This is a genomic window from Streptomyces sp. NPDC014764, from assembly GCF_043082785.1.
Classification (GTDB): domain Bacteria; phylum Actinomycetota; class Actinomycetes; order Streptomycetales; family Streptomycetaceae; genus Streptomyces; species Streptomyces althioticus.
This window is the reverse complement of the sequence record NZ_JBIBXY010000009.1, coordinates 93,138-109,327: the sequence shown is the minus strand read 5'-3', so window position 1 is coordinate 109,327 and position 16,190 is coordinate 93,138. Positions and strand designations below refer to the sequence as shown.

Annotated in this window: 15 protein-coding genes; 8 read left to right on the top strand and 7 right to left on the bottom strand. The window is 71.0% G+C overall.

From position 1 onward, the window contains the following. Position 1 precedes the first annotated feature (1 nt). The 6 genes from ACF1AG_RS22465 to ACF1AG_RS22440 form a co-directional block, all read right to left on the bottom strand. Positions 2 to 1,309, bottom strand: coding sequence for a TRAP transporter large permease subunit (locus tag ACF1AG_RS22465; RefSeq protein ID WP_033274258.1), 1,308 nt, complete (start codon positions 1,307 to 1,309; stop codon positions 2 to 4). An 8-nt stretch (positions 1,310 to 1,317) separates the two neighbouring features. Then, a complete protein-coding gene (locus ACF1AG_RS22460; protein ID WP_387797967.1) occupies positions 1,318 to 2,088 on the bottom strand; it encodes a hypothetical protein in 771 nt (256 codons plus the stop codon). Beyond that, positions 2,085 to 4,244: a hydantoinase/oxoprolinase family protein gene (locus ACF1AG_RS22455; RefSeq protein ID WP_051724455.1), complete on the bottom strand. Its 2,160-nt coding sequence runs from the start codon at positions 4,242 to 4,244 to the stop codon at positions 2,085 to 2,087. Before ACF1AG_RS22455 ends, ACF1AG_RS22460 begins: the two co-directional genes overlap by 4 nt. A 72-nt stretch (positions 4,245 to 4,316) precedes the next feature. Then, on the bottom strand, positions 4,317 to 5,945 hold the full coding sequence (locus tag ACF1AG_RS22450; RefSeq protein ID WP_391810295.1) for an FAD-dependent oxidoreductase: 1,629 nt from the start codon (positions 5,943 to 5,945) through the stop codon (positions 4,317 to 4,319). Positions 5,946 to 6,171: 226 nt separating this feature from the next. Next, positions 6,172 to 7,281 carry a LacI family DNA-binding transcriptional regulator gene (locus ACF1AG_RS22445; RefSeq protein ID WP_391810294.1) on the bottom strand — a complete coding sequence of 370 codons (1,110 nt, stop codon included), beginning with the start codon at positions 7,279 to 7,281 and terminating at the stop codon, positions 6,172 to 6,174. A gap of 257 nt (positions 7,282 to 7,538) precedes the next feature. Next, positions 7,539 to 7,661, bottom strand: a complete 123-nt coding sequence (locus tag ACF1AG_RS22440) for a hypothetical protein (protein ID WP_391810293.1) — start codon at positions 7,659 to 7,661, stop codon at positions 7,539 to 7,541. A gap of 100 nt (positions 7,662 to 7,761) precedes the next feature. Here ACF1AG_RS22440 and ACF1AG_RS22435 point away from each other — a divergent pair, with 100 nt between their 5' ends. The 3 genes from ACF1AG_RS22435 (at position 7,762) to sigJ (ending at position 9,775) form a co-directional block, all read left to right on the top strand. Continuing rightward, a complete protein-coding gene (locus tag ACF1AG_RS22435; RefSeq protein ID WP_337662969.1) occupies positions 7,762 to 7,863 on the top strand; it encodes a hypothetical protein in 102 nt (33 codons plus the stop codon). A gap of 130 nt (positions 7,864 to 7,993) precedes the next feature. Continuing rightward, a complete protein-coding gene (locus tag ACF1AG_RS22430) occupies positions 7,994 to 8,728 on the top strand; it encodes an SDR family oxidoreductase (RefSeq protein WP_391810292.1) in 735 nt (244 codons plus the stop codon). Positions 8,729 to 8,809: 81 nt separating this feature from the next. Beyond that, entirely contained in the window at positions 8,810 to 9,775 is a 966-nt protein-coding gene (sigJ, locus tag ACF1AG_RS22425) for an RNA polymerase sigma factor SigJ (RefSeq protein WP_391810291.1), read from the top strand. Here sigJ and ACF1AG_RS22420 read toward each other — a convergent pair. Beyond that, positions 9,720 to 10,709, bottom strand: coding sequence for a LysR family transcriptional regulator (locus ACF1AG_RS22420; RefSeq protein WP_391810323.1), 990 nt, complete (start codon positions 10,707 to 10,709; stop codon positions 9,720 to 9,722). The genes sigJ and ACF1AG_RS22420 overlap by 56 nt on opposite strands. Before the next feature lie 171 nt (positions 10,710 to 10,880). Here ACF1AG_RS22420 and ACF1AG_RS22415 point away from each other — a divergent pair, with 171 nt between their 5' ends. From ACF1AG_RS22415 to ACF1AG_RS22395, 5 genes are all read left to right on the top strand, one after another. Further along, positions 10,881 to 11,381, top strand: coding sequence for a hypothetical protein (locus ACF1AG_RS22415; protein ID WP_391810290.1), 501 nt, complete (start codon positions 10,881 to 10,883; stop codon positions 11,379 to 11,381). Positions 11,382 to 11,538: 157 nt separating this feature from the next. After that, positions 11,539 to 12,792, top strand: coding sequence for a hypothetical protein (locus ACF1AG_RS22410; protein ID WP_391810289.1), 1,254 nt, complete (start codon positions 11,539 to 11,541; stop codon positions 12,790 to 12,792). Between the two features lie 2 nt (positions 12,793 to 12,794). Then, positions 12,795 to 13,289, top strand: coding sequence for a hypothetical protein (locus ACF1AG_RS22405; protein ID WP_391810288.1), 495 nt, complete (start codon positions 12,795 to 12,797; stop codon positions 13,287 to 13,289). 599 nt (positions 13,290 to 13,888) lie between these two features. Further along, positions 13,889 to 14,599 carry a polyprenyl diphosphate synthase gene (gene uppS / locus ACF1AG_RS22400; RefSeq protein ID WP_387797955.1) on the top strand — a complete coding sequence of 237 codons (711 nt, stop codon included), beginning with the start codon at positions 13,889 to 13,891 and terminating at the stop codon, positions 14,597 to 14,599. Further along, a complete protein-coding gene (locus ACF1AG_RS22395) occupies positions 14,596 to 16,053 on the top strand; it encodes an oxygenase MpaB family protein (RefSeq protein WP_391810287.1) in 1,458 nt (485 codons plus the stop codon). The genes uppS and ACF1AG_RS22395 overlap by 4 nt, the downstream gene beginning before the upstream one ends. Positions 16,054 to 16,190 lie beyond the last annotated feature (137 nt).

The following is a 16,190-nucleotide window of genomic DNA, read 5'->3' as shown; positions in this document are numbered from 1 at the left end:
CTCACAGTTGGGTGGCGGCGGTGACGACCAGACCGCCGAGGGCGACGCACCACACGTAGGGCAGGGTGCGCAGCATCACCTGCTGGGGGCCGACGCCGGAGTACTGCGCCGCCCACACGGTCTGGGTGCTCGTCGGGTCGCTGACGCCGAACACCTGGTTGTAGGAGGCGGTCAGGCCGAGCACGGCCACGGCCGGGTAGATGCCTGCGGCGATGAGGACGCCGGCGATGCCCGCGCCGAGGCCGTAGACGTTGAGCGGCCCGCGGTACAGGCACAGCGGCACCAGCAGCGTGAACACCAGCACGAAGACGACGGGGTTGCCCGGCGCGACGGCTTCGACGAGCGGGTTCAGGGCCTCCACCGCACCGGGAAGTTTCACCGCGGCGAGCAGTACGCCGATCGCGACGAAGAGCGCGATGGGAGGAGCGGCTATCTCGAAGCCTCCGTAAAGGGTGCGCAGGAGGCGCTTGTTGAGGTGCCCCGGCCGGGTCGTGGTCAGCAGGGCCCACAGCACACCGGCGAGCATCGACGGGATGATGGCCACGTCGAAGCCGAGCGCGAGGACCAGTGGCACGAGGGGGGCGAGCAGCGCGTACCAGGGGGCGTCGCCCATCCGGCGGGCGCGGGCGCGCCGCCGCTCCCGCGGGCTTCCGCCGCCGTCGCGCTCGGCTGCCGACGCGAGCGACCAGGCGTGTTCGACGCCCTTGCGGCGGGACTCCACGAGCACGAACAGCACCGCGAAGAAGGCCGCGAACGGGAACAGCTTGAGCATGAAACCCTTCACCGTGTCGACGGGCAGTTCCAGCGCGGTGGAGAAGAACTGCCAGACGGGCAGCTCGAAGGGCATGCCGGCGGCGATGCCCATCAGGATCGTGCCGGCGGCGGTGGTCTTCGGGACGCCTACCGCGATCATCGCGGGGATGCCGATGATGCCCGCCATCATCGCCGCGGGCGCGGAGCCGGTGACGGTGCCGACGAGGGCCGAGACCGTGAGCACACCCAGGGCGACGACGGTCGGGCGGTCGCCGCCGAACTCGACGATCTTGCGGACCAGGGTGCCCGCGATGCCGGTCTCCTCCATCAGTTTCCCGAGCCACGAGCCGATCAGCACGGCCAGCATGGTCGCGGCGAGGGCCGGGGCACCTTCCTGGAGAACGGTGTCGAGGATGCTGTTCTCCCCGGTGAGCGGCGCTCCCGCGGCGACCGCGATGGCGACGCCGAGGAGGACCAGGGCGAAGGCGGTGGGGAGCACGCGGGCCAGCATGAGCCCGACCCCGGCCAGCATGAGCAGCAGGATGACTATTCCCATGGCGGGCCTCAGTCCTCTCGGAGGGCCTGGACCGCGCCCATCAGCGCGGCGGTGAGCAGGAGCGGGGTGCGGCGCAGGCCGCAGACGGCGCCCGCGTAGGCGTGCGCGACGAGTTCGCCGGCTCCGGCGACGTGCCCGGGGACGCGCAGCGGGCCGATCCGCAGGGCGGTGTGTCCGAGCCGGTCGCGCAGCGTCCGGCGCGCGCCGGCGTCCTCGTGCAGCAGGCAGTGGGCCCGCTCGTGGGCGAGGGCCGCGGCCCGCAGGGAGCCGGCGGGGTACAGGGGCCGCCAGCCGAGGAGGTCCACCAGGTGCTCGCCGAGGGCGAGGGTGTCGGTGAACAGCTCGACGGTGGGCACGGGCCGGGAACGGTACCGGGCCAGGAGCAGCCGGTCCGTGCCGCCGGTGGTCTCCACGACACGCGTCCGCGGGGCTGCCGGACGATCGCCGGCCGGTGCGTCGGCGGCCAGCTCGGTGCCGAACTCCGCCGCCTCCCGGGCCCATTCGCCCAGCAGTGCCTGGTCACGCGTCTCGTGCCCCGGGGTGTTGGCGAGCAGCCGTACGCCGAACTCCGTGTCGTCCAGTGCCGCCAGGCGCGCGCAGGCGGCGCGCAACTCCTCCCGGCGGGCCGGGGACAGCGTACGGAGTGGGGAGCCGGCCGGGACCGGGGCCCGGTGTGCGCTGCTGGGCGGGGGCGTTGACCTGCTGTGGCGGGCTCGCGGGTCCGGGGCCTGGTGTGCGCCGCCGGACAGGGCCGTCGCCCGGTGTACGCGGGTGTTCATGTGCGTGCCTCCAGGACCGCGACGACCGGCTCGTCGGCCGCGCGGGACCGCAGTTCGCTGCGGGCGAGGGCCAGCAGCGGTCCCGCCTCCAGGACGCCGGAGAGGTCGGCGATGCGGGAGCCGAACAGCAGCCGCAGCGCGGGGGCCCGCACTCCCCCGTCGCCGTAGGAGGTGGAGTCGCGCACCAGGCCGGCGAGGAGTTCCGGCGCCTCGCCGACGGTGGTCGAGGCGACGGTGGCGTCGGCCGCGTGCAACCGCACCACGCCGTCGGCGTCCAGCACCCGCACCGGGTGCCGGGCCTTCCGGAAGCGGCGGCGCCGCACGGTGCCGTACACGGTGTGCGCGGGCGTGGTGGCGAGCACCTCGACGGCGGCCGGGTCGGCGCGCAGGCTGGCGGCGGCCAGTTCGAGCCGTTCGGCGTCGTCGGCGCGGTGGGCCAGGTCCTGGGTGCGCAGTTCGGTGGCGCCGGTGGCGACGGCCCGTACGGTGTTGGTCTGCGGGTCGACGGTGACCTCCACCTCCACGGCGGCCGGATCGGCACCCTGGGCGACGACGGCGGCCTCGGCCTCGGCGCGCACGCCGAGGATCTGCTCCTGGGTCGCGCCGGGGACGATCCGCTCGATCTGCTCGCGGACGAGGGCGAGGGCCACCCCGATGGGGCTGATGACCTCGTTGTGCCGGGCGATGCGGCCGGGCAGGCCGGTGTCGGCGGCCAGGTGCGGGGTGACCGAGGCGGCGCCGCCTCCCCCGCCGACCAGCACGGCGGTGTCCCGGTCGAGTCCGTAGTCGCCCATCATCGTCTCGGCGACCTCCCGTACCTGCCGTACGCCCGCGTCGAGGAACCGGGTCGCGGCCCCGTCGACGTCGGTGCCGAGGGCGTCGGCGAGCGGCTGGAGGGCGGTGCGGGCGACCTCGGGGGCGCAGGCGGCGAAGTCACCGGCGGGGACCCGGCCCAGGGCGTTGGCCGCGCAGGTCAGGGTGAGGGCGAAGCGTCCTCCGGCCGCCTCGACGACCACGTAGTCGTCGGGGTCGCCGTCGAGGGGGGACACGGTGGCCAGGGTGGCGCCGGCCAGGTCGTGCAGGGTGGCGAAGCAGGCGTACGGCAGGCCGGCGATGTGGGCGCTGCGCGGCCCGACGGCGTGCAGGCGGCCGTCCGCGACACGGGCCATGGAGCCGCCGCCGACGCCGACGGTGCGCACGTCGAGCGCGGACAGGTAGGACGGTCTGCCGAGGATCGTGGCGTGCCGTACGGCGACCTTGCCGCGGCGGACGACGCTGATGTCCGTCGAGGTGCCTCCGGTCTCCAGGAAGACGCCGTCGCTGACCCGTTCCCGCATCAGCGCGCCGGCGACCCCGGCCGCGGGGCCCGACAGCACGGTGAGGAGGGGGCGCCGGCGCATCTCCTCCAGCGACATCACGCCCCCGTCGCAGCGCATCACCATCAGCGGTGCCGTCACCCCGGCGGCGGTGATGCCGCGGTCCACCAGGTCGGCGGTGGCGAGCATCCTGGGCAGGATGGCCGCGTTCACCACGGCGGTGCGTGTGCGTTTGCGCAGTCCGTACAGGGAGGTGATCTCGTGCGCGGCGGTCACCGGCAGTCCCCGCTCGCGCGCCACGTCCCGCACGGCGCGTTCGCCGTCCGGGTCGTCGACGCCGAACGGCTCGGTGGTGACCAGCACATGGGCCCCTGCGGCGACGACCGTGTCGACGGCCGCGCGGACGGCCGCGGTGTCGTCGGGGTCGGCGACGTGGGCGTAGTGCAGCGGAAGCGATTTGCCCGGGGTGAGTTCGAGGGAGGCGAGCCCGGCGAGCCGCCGGGTGGGCAGAGCACCGGGACCGGAGCCGATCCCGATCAGGCCGACGGGTGCGACGTCGCCCTCCAGGAGCGCGTTGGTCGCCTGGGTCGTGCCGTGGGCGAGGAACGCGACGTCGGCGGGGGTACGGCCGACGTCCTTCAGCAGCCGGTCGAGTGCCTCGACGATGCCGTGGGCGACACCGTCCTCGTGGTGGTGGGTGGTGGGAACCTTCACCTGGGCCACGAGGTCCAGGGTGACGGAGTCGACGGCCACGGCGTCGGTGAAGGTTCCTCCGACGTCGATGCCGACGCGGATACGGTGCGGGTGCGGCTGCAATGTCGGGGGCGGGGTCGGGGCCATGGGGAAACACCTCCTTGTGTTCGTGCGCACGGCAACGACGGTGCGGTTCGGCGCGGTGGGGTGGTGCGGGGCTCAGTAGCCGCGTACGTCGGGCCAGTGGCGCTGCACGCCGGCCCGGTCCAGCACGCGGGTGAACTCCTCCAGCCGCTTGTCCTCCTCCTGGACCTGGTGCGGGCGGACGCCCTCTTCCAGGCAGTGCGCGGCGAGCGCGCCGGCGACCTCGCCGATGTTCCATTCGACCGGGTGGAGGCGGTAGCAGCCGTTGGTGATGTGGGTGGTGCCGATGTTCTTGCCGGCGGGCAGCAGGTTGCGCATCCGGCGGGGCAGCAGGGCGCCGAGGGGGATCTCGAACGGCACCGAACCGATGTCGATGTAGGTGTCGCCGCCGGTGGAGGGGTGCAGGTCGATGCGGTAGCCGCCGACACCCACGGAGTCACGGTGGCGGGTGCCCCCGTAGGGGCCGACGAGGTCGATGGCGACGTCGTGCTCGGTGACGGTGGTGACGGCCTTGATACGGCGGGACTCACGGACGTAGGGCGCCTTGGCGAGACCGTCGGCGGTGCCGGTGACGTCGGGGCGCAGCCTCAGGCCGGGGAAGCCGGTGCCTCCGTCGGTCCTGGGTGCCTCGGTCTGCAGCCAGTACAGGACGGACAGGGAGAGCTGTCGGGCCTCCTCGACGGCGGCGCGGGACGTCTCCTCACCGGCTCCGACGAGCGGCTTGAGCCAGTAGTCGTTCAGCGGCCAGTTGACGAGCGTGATGTCCGAGTCGAAGGCGCCGGGGCGGTGCAGGGCGCGGGCCAGGATGCGGCGGAATCCCCACAGTTCCTTGTCGCCGGCGTCGGCGCTCTGGTCGGCGTCGACGCGCAGGGGGTCCACGTCCGGGTTGGGTACGAAGGTGCGCGGCACCGGGTCGAGGGAGCGGGGGTCGGGGGCGAGGAAGCCGAGGAGCGGGCCCGGCCAGAAGTCGGGCCGGTAGGAACGCCAGAAGCCGTAGTCGGCGGGGCGGTCGATGGTGTGGTTCTCGCCCTCGTGGTGGGAGAGCGCGAAACAGACGGTGATGCCCTGCTGGTTGAGGGGGTCGGCGGTGTCCGGGGCGTGCGGCTCGTCGTACTCGGAGCGGGCTTCGGCGCCCACGGCGTGCTCCACACCCGTGAGTTCGAGCAGTTCACCGGTCTCGGTGGCGTCCAGGACGTAGGTGGCGGCGACGGTGTGCCGGGCGCCGTCGCGGACGTCCTCCACGGTGACGGCGCGCACGACGTCACCGTCGGTGTCGGCGGCGACCGGCCGGGTGTGGGTCAGCACGGTGAGCCGTCCGGCCGCGATGTGCGGGGCGAGCATCGACTCGAGGACGGTGAGGGCCACCCGTGGTTCGTGGCAGAGCTTGCTGACCCGGCCGGCGCCGGGGTTGAGGTGGGGCAGGTCCCGGGCCTCGGCGCGCAGCGGATACCACTGCCGGTAGTACGCGCGGATCCCCTCGCGCAGCGCCCGGTAGCCGGCCGTGACACCGAACTGCTCGACCCACGGGTGCTCGTCCGGCGGGACGGCCTGGGCGGTGAGCTGTCCGCCGATCCAGTCGGTCTCCTCGGTGAGGACGACCGTGCGTCCGGCGCGGCAGGCGGCCAGCGCGGCGGCGACACCGCCCGTGCCGCCGCCCGTGACGAGGACGTCGGTGTCGGTGGGGGTTCCGGTGGGGATGGGCATACGGTGCTGGCTCCTCGCGGGGTGAACGGCGTGCGGTGGGACGCCGTGGTGCGGACGTGGTGGAGGCGGTGGGACGGGCCGGGGGCTGAAGTGAGCCGCGGTGTCCCGTCGGTGCGTCACGACGGTTCCGTCGGGGTGGGGAAGGTCCGTCGACGGCGTGCAGGGTGAAGGGTGCTGTGGGTGGGCGGGGCGGGCGGAGGTCCGGTTCGGTGGTCCGGGCGGACCGTCACCCACCGGCCACCGGGTCCTGTCGGGGTGCGCGGCCGGGTGGCGGGCCGGTGGTGGGTCCGGGCCGGAAGGCACAGGCCACCAGGGGCTCTTCGTGCTCCTGTCCGGACATCTGGGCGATGAGCAGACGGACCGCGGCTGCACCCAGGTCGGCACGGGGCACGTCGAAGCCTGTCGGTGACTGGCCGGTGGCCAGATCGGCGGGCGGGGACCCGAGCAGTGCCAGGGACAGGTCGCCGGGCACGTCGAGACCGGCCCCGGTGACGGCGGCCTGCAGCGCCCGCCAGACCGCACCGCTGTCGGTCTCCTCGGTGACGAAGGCGGTGACGCCTTCGTCCAGCCGCGTACGCACCCACTCCGGGGTGATGTCGATTTCGGGGCGCGAGGTGCGCACCACGACGGCCCGGCCGTCGGAACGGTCCTGGTGGCCGTACTGGGCGAGCCCGGCGCGGAAGCCTCGCTCACGGTCGGTGGACGCCAGGGCGTCGTCGTCCTCGCGCACGAACAGGAGGCGGGTGTGCCCGAGTTCGGTGAGATGCCGGACGACGTGGGCGGATGCGGCGACGTAGTCGGCGCCGACCCAGGCGAGTCCCTGCGGCTCGTCGCGGCGGCCGATGTGGACCGCCGGGTAGCCGTCGGCGACGAGCTTGCCCAGCTGGTCGTCGGGGACGTGACGGCCGAGGAACAGGCATCCGTCCGCGAGCCGCACCCGGTCCAGCGCTCCCGGCTCGTGCGCCTGGGCGCCCCCGGAGCTGGAGCCGGTGAACAGCACCAGGTCGTACCCCTGGGCGGCGGCCTCCTGCTCCACGCCGACCAGGAACGGGTAGTAGGAGTGCTCCACCGCGGTCGGGAAGGTCGCGGTGAAGCTGAACACGCCCAGCAGGTTGTTGCGGGCCGCGGCAAGCCTGCGGGCCGCGGGATCGGGCACGTAGCCCAGTTCCCGCGCGGCGGCCAACACCCGAGCGCGGGTGTCCTCGTGCAGGGCGATGCCCTGCTTGTTCCCGCCGAGCACCAGCGACACCGTCGTCTGGGACACGCCGGCGAGGCGGGCCACCTCCGCCTGACGGGGCCGACCACGACGCGGCCGCGACGGCACCTTTTCAGCCATGCTCAATCCTCCGGACGGCTCGCGACTAATGCGCATTAGCGAAGCGCCGGAGGGAACTCCGTGGGCGCTAATGCGGATTAGTGAGTAACAGTGCTCCTGCCCCACTGGGACGGTCAAGGGACCAGCGACGACTAATAACCGACTAATATTCCGCGCCCTCGACCTGCTGGGCAGTCGATGCGGGTCCTGTACGTTCTGCGCGTGAACCGGCCCGGACGAACCCCGCCGTTCCGGCCCACGGGCGTCGTACCCGGCCATCACACCGACGCGGGCAGCGGAGTTCCCGTCTCCGTGGCCAGGGCAGCGAGCAGCCAGTCGTGGGCGGTGCCGGGCGCCGGTTCGGGTCGCGGGCCCGTCTCGGTGACGACCTCGGCCACCATGTCCCGGTACCGCGTATGTACGCGTCGACCAAGCTGTCCAGGGCCTCGCCGGGCCGCGGGTCCCGCTCCCGCCCACTGGGCCTGCAACCGTCGTACGGCCATGCTCGTCCGCCCCGACGGATACGTCGCCTGGGCGGCGGACGACGCCGGCACCGACGTCCTGGAGACCGCCCTGGCCTCCCGATATCTCACCGCCCGCTGAGCGGCGGTGCCCCGCCTCACCGCACAGGACACGGTGGGACAACCAGCCTGCTTCGCCGCCTCACATTCTTCCGGCCTGCGTCGTCATGTCGGTGAGGGCAGCGACTGGTGCCCCGGAACGGAGTGAGGAAATGAAGGTTTTCATCGCCGGCGGACGCGGCCGTGTGGGGTCCCGCCTCGCGGACAACCTGGAGGCCAAGGGCATCGAGGTGGTCTCAGGAGGACTGGAGGACGGGATCGACGTGATCTCGGGCAAGGGGCTCTCCGAGGCTCTCGTCGGAGTCGACACCATCGTGAACGTCCTCAACACCCCCTGTTTTGACGCGGAGGGGGCGATCTCGTTCTTCGAGGGCGCGATCGACAGCCTGACTGTGGAGGGCGAGCGGGCAGGTGTCCGCCATCACATCGTGCTCTCCATTGTCGGCGTCGGGGAAGGGGACGCGTCGGAGATCGGGTATTACCTCGGCAAGGTGGCGCAGGAAAAGGCCGTGCGATCCGCTTCGATCCCCGCCACCATCATCCGGGCCACTCAGTTCCAGAGCTACATTCCTGTCCTTATCGACCAGCACACCGTGGACGGGAAGGTTATCGCTCCGAGGTCCTTCATTCAGCCCGTCGAGCTTGACGAAGTCGTCGATCTGCTCGCCGAGGCCGTCACGACGCTGGAGCCGGGGAGTGTGGTCGAGATAGCTGGACCCGACAGGTTTTACCACGACGACCTGTTCCGTGCCACTCTGGCCCATCGCGGAGACCATCGGGAGGTGGTGACCGTGGACGGCCAGGCGCCCATCGAGGCCATGGTTCCGCGGGGCGCGTACCGGACAGGCACCGTGCGGTACCCGATTGCAGGAATTCCCACCGCCTGAATGCGACAGTGGAGAGAGGCGGGAACGTCTGACCGCCAGGCAACGGGTCAGCCGTGCCGCGCTCCCATAAGAAAGGGCCCCATGCCGGAAGATATTCCTTTCGAATCCGCGGAGTCCGGAAAAGCCGAGCCCGATGAATCACGGGCTCTCGATTCGGTCATGGCGGAGCGGCATCGTCTGCTGTCGCTGGCCTTTCGCATGATGGGCACCCTGGCCGATGCCGAGGATGTCGTGCAAGAGACATATGTGAGGTGGTACCGCCTTGATCCCGAGGAACGCGACAAAATCGTGACGCCCGCGGCATGGCTGATGCGAGTTGCGAGCCGCATCTCACTCGATCTGCTGGGTTCCGCGCGGGCGCGACGGGAGACGTACGTCGGGCAGTGGCTACCGGAGCCAGTTCCGGCTGACCTCTTCGCGGAAACAGCCGTTGCGCCACTGAACTCCAGCCATCTCGCTGCTGATCCGCTCGAACGTGTCACTCTCGACGATGCCGTCAGCATGGCATTGCTGACGGTCCTCGAGGCCATGACCCCAGCTGAGCGAGTGACGTTCGTGCTGCATGATGTGTTCGGTGTCCCGTTTGACGAGATTGCTGGTGTCGTAGGCCGTTCAGCAGCAGCAACAAGGCAACTGGCGACGTCCGCGCGCCGCCACGTTCAACGAGGAAGACGCGCACAGGTTTCTTCCCACCAGCATGATGAGGTTGTTCGGGCATTCCGTGGTGCAACTGCCGGAGGGGACATCGAGGGCCTGCTCCGCGTGTTGTCTCCAGACGTCGAACTGCGAGTGGACGGCGGCGGCTTCGTCAATGCCGCACCTCGTGTCATCCGTGGGTCGGATCACGTAGCCAGGTGGTTCATGGGAGTGATGCGCAAGCAGCCCGCCCTCCGTTTTGAGCGACGCGACACGGCTGACGGTCTCGGATTCATCCTTCGAGACGAGGGGCGTCGGTACGGAATCGTCACCTTCGACGTCAGCGATCAGGGCGTCACGAACGTGTGGCTGATGCTGAATCCAATGAAGCTGACAAATTGGTCACTCTGATACGGGTTGCGCTGCGGACAACGGCCTTGATCAACGGCTCGGTACGGTTGCTTCTCAGCCAGGCGAGGCCGGCCGTGGAGGGAGGCAGGTCCGTCACCTCGACGTCGCTGACGCCCGGGCGCGGGAAGAGGTCGCGGGCGGCGGCCGGCAGGAAACACATACCCTCGCCCCGCGCGACGAGATGGAGCAACCCCTCCACGTCCGAGGCCACCGGTCCGTAGCGGACCGGCGTGTCACCGGGCCGGGGGTCCACCGCCCAGAAGTCCCACCACACCCGCGGCACCTGGGGCGGTACGTCGATCACCGGACGGTCCGCCAACTGCGCGAGGGTGATCCGTTCCCGCTCCGCGAGCGGATCGCTCGCCGGCAGACAGGCCAACCGGTCCTCCGTGGCCAGGTGTTGCACCTCGATGCCGTCGGGTACCGGTGGCCGCAGGAAGACGACATCGACGTCATGGCGGAACAAGGCGTCGAAGTGGTCTGCGAAGTGGAGACTGCGCACGTCGATCTGGACCTGAGGGTGCCGCGTGTGCAGCAGGCTCAGGACGGCCCGGGTGTAGGGCATCGCTGCCTCGGCCCCGACGGTGCCCACCACGAGTCGGCCCGAGAGCCGGCGCGCCTGCGTCGAGGCGCTGTGGCTCAGCCGGTCCATGGCTGTCACCACGCCCCGCGCGTCCGCCAGCAGCACCCTCCCCTGCGGCGTGAGCGTGACGGTCCGGCTGGAACGGTCGAACAACTGCACACCGAGGCGTCGTTCGAGGTCTTTGATCTGCTGGCTCAGTGCCGACTGCGTGATGAAGAGACGCGCTGCGGCGCGGAAGAAGTGGAGTTCCTCCGCCAGGGCGACGAACAGCCGCAGCTGGTGGGCGCTCGGTGTCCGTGGATCGGGACCCGTCGGTGCTCCCGCCCCGGAAACCGTTCCGCCAGCAACCATCATGAATCCCTCATGGATCAGTTTTCATCCCGCATGGACATAAGCGATGACATGCATCGAGTGAGAGTGGAAGGCTCGATCCGAAGCGACGCCCCGTGCGACCCACCGGTTCCACGGGGTCTTCCGACCATCGCTGCGACCATCACTTTCTCGACAACCGGGGGACGGCACATGTCCATGAGAAGAGCGGTGGCGATACTCGCCGCCCTCCTGGCCGTACTGTTCAGCGCGGGCGCCGTTCATGCGTCGACGCCGCAGGCCGACCGCACGGTCCGTGCGACGCTGAGCGCATCACCCGGACTCGATGCCGCGCCTCCCGCGCCCCAGGCATCGTGCACCGCCCGCAACGTCAGCCACTACGACGCCTGGACCGGGCGCACCTGGTCGCGGGACTGGGTGTGCGGCAACCGGGCCGGAGCCCCGCTGTACGGCTGCGCCAGCTTCATCGCGGCCTGCCCGGTGATCGGCTGGATCGACACCTCGTCGAGCTGGTTCGTGTGCTGGGGCCGGGGCGCCTGGCACAACGGCGGCAACAATGTCTGGTACTACACCATGGGGGACCGCGTCGCCCCCGGTCAGGACGTCCACCATGCATGGGGATTCATCCCCGCGGTGGACGTGTGGACGTCGACCGACCCCTGGGCCGACATGACGGAATGCAACATTCCGTAGGCCGCCCGACGGCAGCTGCCAAGGCGCTCGCCCCGGGGCCGCACGCGTCCGGCACGAAGGCTCCTCGACGGGGTGTCGCCGTGCCGGACAGCACGATACCCGCCTCGGACGCCCCCTCATCGCGTTTCCCGCATACTCGCCGAGGACCCGTCACGACATGCTCCGTATCTCACGCCACTCCCCCACGCCCTCACGCCGCACCCTCCCGCGCACGCTCGCCGCAGCCGCGGCTCTGCTCTGCCTCGCATTCACCTGCGCGGCACTCCCGCACCCCGGTGCGGCAGCGGCGGAACCGAGGACTGCGGACGACACGCAGTCGACCGCACCGCGAACCCCTCAGGTGCCCGCCGGCGTCACGGCCGGTGTAGCCGTGTTCGACCGACAGACCGGCACCTTCACCGAGCAGCTCAACGCGTCGGCGACGTTCCGCTCCGCCTCCGTCGCCAAACTCCTGCTGGCTCTCGACTTCCTGTGGAACCGCAGCCCCGCCGACATCCCGGACGCCGACCGCGCCCGGCTGGACGCCATGCTCCGCAGCAGCCAGGACAGCGCCGCCAACCACTACTGGTCGACTTACGGCGGACCCGCGATCGCCGACCGCATGATCACGCGTCTCGGACTCGTCGACACCGCGCCGCCTCCGGCCGGATACGAGGGTCACTGGGGCTACACGGGGATCTCCGCCCGTGACACGGTGAAAATCTACCGCCACCTCCTGGAGACGGCCCCCGGCGATGTGCGCGACTTCATCATGCAGCGTCTGCGCCAGTCGACCCGGTGCGCCTCCGACTCCTTCGACCAGCACTTCGGCATCGCCGCCGCCTTCAACCGGCCATGGGCTGTCAAGCAGGGCTGGTCGGCCTTCTCCACGAAAGGCGCCTGCGGCCCGGGCAGCAGCACCTCAGCCCGTACGCAGGCCGGCTCCACCGCCCCCGCCACGGGAGCCGCGGGCGTCGACCTGAGCCGGCCGGCGCTGCACACGACCGGCACCGTCGGGACCGGGGACCGCTCGATCGTCGCCGTCCTCACCCTGCACGCCGACGGCACACCCTACGGCAAGGCCTACACCGACCTCGGCCGGCTGACCCGTACCTTGAACGTCCCCGGCGGCACGGCACCGACAGGTACGTGGTACGGAACGTGGGGGTCGGATGTCGCGGTCCGCAACGATCCGGCGCTCGGAGACAACCTGCTGACCCGGCTGCCGGCCGGCGTGGAAGTGCTGGTGGGCTGCCAGAAGAGGGGCCAGGCCGTCTCCGTCCCGCCCTACACCAACGACTGGTGGGCGTATCTGCCGCAGTACGGAGGCTACGTCACCAACATCTACATCAGTCATCCGGACAACCAGTTGCCCGACGTTCCGCTATGCCCACAACAGCAGCGATTCCGGACATTGCCGGAAAAGGAGTGACGATGTCGTACACCAGGCGTTCCGCCTTCGCAGTGGTCGGTGCCTTCCTGTGGGTACTGGCGTCGGCCTTCGCGTCGGCCCCGGCCCACGCAGCCCCGGACACGCCCCGCGAGAACGACAGCCACATCGTGATCATGCCCCCGGCACCCGCGGAGACCGCCGCCTCCTCACGCGCCATGGCAGCCGTCTCCCCCACGGTGTCCCCGGCGGCCGACTACGTCCACACGACGTCGGGCAACCCCGTCGAGTGCACCTCGGGCAACCTGTGCGCCGGCGTATGGGACCCCGCCGTGGGCAAGTACAAAGTCTTCTTCCTCTACCGGTGCGCCCAGTACTCCCTGTCGTACTGGAACGGCGTCGGCCAGGCGGTGAACAACCAGGTCGGGGCCGCCGCCTTCTTCTACGGCCAGAACGGACAGGTGCTGGACGTCGCCCTGCCGGAGGCCGTGCCCTTCACGTACGACTGGACGCCGGTGTGGTCCATCCGCAACTGCTGAGGGACGCGCGCCGGCCACGACCGCGAGCCTCCGCACATGGTGCGTCGGGTGCGGCGCGACTGGACTGAAGCACCGCGGGGGTACCGACCACCGACACGGTCCGGTCCTGTCGCCATGCGCAGGGCCCCGGCCGCCCCCGCTCAGCTCGACAGAGCGGCCCCTGCCCCCGTCACGGGGGCAGGGGCCGCTCTCTGGCACCCCGCCCGGCGGCATCACTACTCGGCGGACGCCGGAGCGTCTCGGAGCCGAGGACGACAAGAGCGTCGTGGGTGCCGGCGACGTTGCCACCGCGGGAAGCAGTGGGAATCGGACAAATGAACCAAGGGTGGTGGTCTCCTATTCGGCCGGTCCGGTCTGTTCCGCCTTGTCAGACTCCAGGAGGGGATACGCCGGTGGGGTGTGGATGAGGCACCTGGTGAGACGGGGTGGGTGTGACCGAGCGCGGTAGGGGCGAGCGCGCCGTTCCGGATGGGGCGGGGCCTGCCACGAGGGATCGCGGCGTTCCGTGCGCGCGGGCGGGGACGGGGGACGGGCCGGGTGGGCGACGGTCCGGTGGCGGCCCCGACGGGCAGCGGCAGGGCGAGGGCGCGGACCGTGCGGTGCCGCGGCACGTGGCGTGCGTGATGGACGGCAACGGCCGCTGGGCGCAGCGGCGTTCGCTTCCCCGCACGGCGGGGCACCGGGCTGCTGAGACCACTGTCATCGACATCATCGAGGCGGCCCGTGCAGCCGGCGTGGAGTGGCTCAGCTTGTATGCCTTCTCCACCGAGAACTGGAACCGTCCTGGCACGGAGGTCGACTTCCTGATGGGTCTGGTCCGCCGGGTCGTGCGCAAGCATGCGGCGTTGCTGCTGGCCCGGGGCATCCGCTGCCGTTTCCTGGGGGTTGCCGACTCGCGTATCCCCCGTGAACTGGCCCGGGATTTCGAGGATCTGGCGACGCTGACGGCCGACAGCCGGGGAATGACACTGACCGTGGCTTTCGACCACGGCGGGCGCCGGGACATCGTGGAGGCCGCCAGATCACTGATCCGCAGCAAGACGCCCGCGGACGAGGTCACCGAGCGGTTGTTCGCGGACCATCTGCCGTTCCCCGACACCCCCGACGTCGACCTGGTCATCCGTACCTCCGGCGAGCAGCGCATCTCCAACTTCATGCTCTGGCAGGTCGCCTACGCCGAGTGGGTCTTCCCCGAGGTGCTCTGGCCGGACTTCCGGGCCCCCGACTTCCTCGCCTGCCTGCACGCCTACCGGCGCCGCGACCGCCGTTTCGGCGGTGTGCCGCCCCGCACGATAGGAGAGTCCTCATGACCACCACGGGAACGGCCGACGAGAGGCCTTTGTTCGGTCCGGATTCACGGTTCAGTGGCTTCTTCGACGACCCGCGCTGGGCGCTGGCCATCATCCGTGCCACCGTGCTGGAGGCCGCGCACCCGCAGGTCGGTGCAGCCCTCGTCGACAACTCCACGTTCGTTGCCCACCCGTGGCGCCGACTGCGCAACACCTTCCTGAGCATGCGGCGCATGTTCGGTGCCGACCCGGCGGTTCGGGAGCGGGAGGCCGCCCGGCTCAACAGACTGCACGCCCGCATGAGCGGCTCCGATCACCGCGGCCGTGCCTACGACGCGATGGACCGCGCGACCCGGGCCTGGGTGGTCGCCACTCTCTTCGAGAGCGCCGTCACCATGTGCCGGCTCAGCGGTCAGCCGCTCGACCAGGACACCATGGAGCGGATGTACGCCGAGTACCGGTCGTTCCTCGCCGCCCTCGACGGCGACGCCTCGGAACTCCCCGAGGACCTGGACGACTTCTGGCGCTACTTCGACCGGGTCGTCGAGGACGAACTGGAGAACACCGAGGCGGCCCGCGTCATCCTCTACCGGCTCTTCCACCACCTGCCTGCCCCGGCACTGCTGGACGGGGCACCGACGCTGTGGGCGGCCGGCCGGGCCGTCGTCGGCCCGCTGCTGGGCGCGATCACCGTCGCCTCGCTGCCCGAGTCGTACCGGCGCCGGGCCGGCTTGCCGGAGATGCCCGGCGCGTCCACGCTCATGCAGGGCGCCTACTGCGCCGCCGGACTGGCCCGCTTCCTGCCCGAGGGCTGGATCAACGCCGAAAGCATCGTCGAAGCCCTCTCCCTGTCGCCCGGCAGTGACGACCCTCGTGCACGGACCGTGGCCGCCCTGGCCGCCCGCATGAAGCGGGCCTCGGCTCTGCTGCGCCTCCTCACACCACTGAGCGGCGTCCTCCGCCCGGATCCGGCGACCTCAGGGGGTACGGGAGAGAGCCGGCGTTCGGCGGAGGAGTTCTTCCGCAAAGTACTGGACCAGACCGGGGACGGCCATCTCGACTGGCCCGACCTCGCCGCCATGGCCCGCGAACTGTCCACCCGCCTCGACCTGGACGAGCCCGAGGAGACCCGGCTCTACGACGCCTTCGCCACCTGGTGGCGCGAACTGCAGGCGGCCCTCGACACCGACGGCGACGGCCGCGTCAGCGCCGAGGAGTACGCCGCCGCCGTCCCCTCCCTCGCCGGACCCGCGCTCATCCGTGTCGCTGAGGTTCTCTTCGACGCCACCGACAAGGACGGCAACGGAACCATCGACGTCGAGGAGTACCGGGCCCTCTTCCGCACCGCATTCCACCGCGACGTCACCACCACGGACGGCGTCTACAGCCAAGGCGCCTTCGTGAGCGACTTTCTCTCCTTCATGTCGGGCCGCCGTACGAACACCGCGTACGACCCCCTTCTCGCCGACGCCTAGGGCAGGTCTCCTCACAGGGCCTCGTCAGATCCGGCACCGTCGACGAGGAAGGCCGTCCGGCCCGGGACCGCCGAGGAGAGAGGAGGTCATCCGTCACGCCCGCGGCGAAGAGAAGAGGCATCAGGTGTCGATGGGCA